Origin of the sequence: Halomonas ventosae (assembly GCF_004361885.1) — a bacterium.
GTDB classification, from domain to species: domain Bacteria; phylum Pseudomonadota; class Gammaproteobacteria; order Pseudomonadales; family Halomonadaceae; genus Halomonas; species Halomonas ventosae_C.
Window position 1 is genome coordinate 350 of sequence record NZ_SNWH01000048.1, and the last position, 2396, is coordinate 2745.

At 65.2% G+C, this 2396-nt stretch carries 2 protein-coding genes and 1 pseudogene; all 3 read right to left on the bottom strand.

Annotated features, from left to right (window positions below):
* Positions 1–142, bottom strand: a pseudogene (locus DFO68_RS15895) (transposase); the annotation flags it as partial.
* 365 nt (positions 143–507) lie between these two features.
* Positions 508–654 (bottom strand): hypothetical protein, encoded by a 147-nt coding sequence (locus DFO68_RS15585; RefSeq protein WP_166637593.1) that lies wholly within the window; start codon positions 652–654, stop codon positions 508–510.
* Positions 655–949: 295 nt separating this feature from the next.
* Positions 950–2032: a transposase gene (locus DFO68_RS15290; RefSeq protein ID WP_133484459.1), complete on the bottom strand. Its 1083-nt coding sequence runs from the start codon at positions 2030–2032 to the stop codon at positions 950–952.
* Positions 2033–2396: the final 364 nt, after the last annotated feature.

Consider the following 2396-nt stretch of genomic DNA (forward strand, 5'->3'; position numbering starts at 1 on the left):
CCACCGAGGTATGCGCGGAGGTCTCGGGCGTTTCGGCCATGCCGGCACGGATGGGGTTCAAGTCCACATAGGCCATGGCGCTGAGAATCGCCGCCTCATCGAGCAGCGCCTGGCTCCTGAAGCGCCCTTCCCAGAAGCGCCCTCTCACGCACGAAGGCCAGCCGACGCGCTTCCTCATCCGCGCCAAGTTCGCGGATACGGCTCATCGCCTTCTTGACCGGCTCGTGGGCAACCTTGGCCATGGTGAGATCCTCCTGCCAGTGCGTGAAGAAAGTGATCCAGGCGAGCAGCGGGCCTTCCGGCAAGCCCAGGCGGTCGGCCTTGAGCAGCTCCTCGCCCAGCGCCCTTGCCTCCTCTGACGGTCAACAAAGTGGCGGCAACAAAGTGGCTGTCCTTTCCTTTCGGCGCTCGGCGACCGAGGTATGCGCGGAGGTCTCGGGCGTTTCGGCCATGCCGGCACGGATGGGGTTCAAGTCCACATAGGCCATGGCGCTGAGAATCGCCGCCTCATCGAGCAGCGCCTGGCTCCTGAAGCGCCCTTCCCAGAAGCGCCCTCTCACGCACGAAGGCCAGCCGACGCGCTTCCTCATCCGCGCCAAGTTCGCGGATACGGCTCATCGCCTTCTTGACCGGCTCGTGGGCAACCTTGGCCATGGTGAGATCCTCCTGCCAGTGCGTGAAGAAAGTGATCCAGGCGAGCAGCGGGCCTTCCGGCAAGCCCAGGCGATCGGCCTTGAGCAGCTCCTCGCCCAGCGCCCTTGCCTCCTCTGACGGTCAACAAAGTGGCCGGCAACAAAGTGGCTGTCCTTTCCTTTTCGCGCCCAGCGCCCTTGCCTCCTCTGACGGTCAACAAAGTGGCGGCAACAAAGTGGCTGTCCTTTCCTTTTGGTAGCTTACCACGCCTCGCCGCAACGGTACCTTCAAGCCACTCCACTGCGCTACTCCCCCCTCACGCCGCGCGGCGCTCGAACACCTCCTGCGCGGCGCGCATCCCGCGCAGGTGCCGGGCCTGGCGCTCGGCACAGCAGGCGGTGAGGCTCTGGGGCGTGCCCACGGCGCTGCCGAAACGCGTGAGCAGCGTGGTGGAGGCGGCGATGAAGGCTTCGGGGTCGATGCCCAGCCGGTCGAGCAGCTTGGGGACGTGGCCGTCAATCCGCCCGCGCTTGTCGGGCCGCTGGCAGCGCCCGGTGTTCTCGACCAGCTCGAGGTAATCCTCGAAACTGAACGGAATCGCGTTGGGCAGCTGGGCGGTGGCATCGAAGGGCATCAAGGGCTGCAGCGGTAGCGCATCACACCAGGCCGGCACGCGAACCGCCGGGGCGTCCGGGGCATCGAGCGGCCCGGCCTCGGCAGTGGCTGCCCTCTCCTGCCCGTTCTCCCGCTCGGCGTCACTCGGCAGTGCCACCAGGCGCTCGGCGACCGAGGTATGCGCGGAGGCTTCGGGCGTTTCGGCCATGCCGGCACGGATGGGGTTCAAGTCCACATAGGCCATGGCGCTGAGAATCGCCGCCTCGTCGAGCAGCGCCTGGCTCCTGAAGCGCCCTTCCCAGAAGCGCCCTTTCACGTTGTCCTCGGCATTGGCCTGGCGGGCGATGGCTTCGTTGAGCAGCCGCATGAACCAGGAGACATCCGTCAGCCGCTCGCGGTAGGTCGCGGCCAGCGCCTTGACCGCCGCTACCTCCGCCGGCAGCTGATCCGCCCCGGCGCAATAGCGTTGCACCAGCAAGGGGCCGCTGAACAGCATCGTCCAGCGGCGCAGCACCTCGTCGTCGCTCCACTCAGCGGCACGCTCCACATCCACCCGCACCACCAGATGGTAGTGGTTGCTCATCACCGCGTAGGCCGCCACGTCGATGGCGAACACGCCGGCCAGCTGGTGCAGCCGATCACTGATCCAGCCGCGGCGATGTTCGTAGCTCTGCCCGCTGACGGCATCGGTGCCGCACAGGAAGGCGCGGCGCACGCAGCGGTTGACCAGGTGGTACCAGGGCGTGGTGTCGAGCGACACCAGGGCGGCGCGGGGTTGTGTCATGGGGCGTGCCTCGTCGGAGAGCCTGAGAATCAGGCTAGCCGCTACCGGGAGGACGTCAAGAACAAAGTGGGTGTCCTTTAGTTTGTGAAGTGGGCGTCCCTTAGTTTTCGTGGGGAAGCTCCATCCCCGGTGCTCGGTTGGGCAACAGCGTCAAAGAACAAAGTGGGAAGAACAAAGTGGGTGTCCTTTGTTTTTGGCGTCAAGAACAAAGTGGGTGTCCCTTAGTTTGATGAGCCGTCAAGTAAGTGGGTGTCCCATAGTTTGTGTCCTGTGTCCCATAGTTTATAGCTCCGGTGTGGAAGATCAGTGCCTGTCTTCGGCACGCAGGGCTTCCACATCGGCAGTCGTCAAACCCGTGGCTTCG

Coding starts and splice junctions, on each gene's coding strand:
- DFO68_RS15290 (WP_133484459.1), bottom strand. CDS start 2,032: ATGACACAACCCCGCGCCGCCCTGGTGTCGCTCGACACCACGCCCTGG.
- DFO68_RS15585 (WP_166637593.1), bottom strand. CDS start 654: ATGGCCAAGGTTGCCCACGAGCCGGTCAAGAAGGCGATGAGCCGTATC.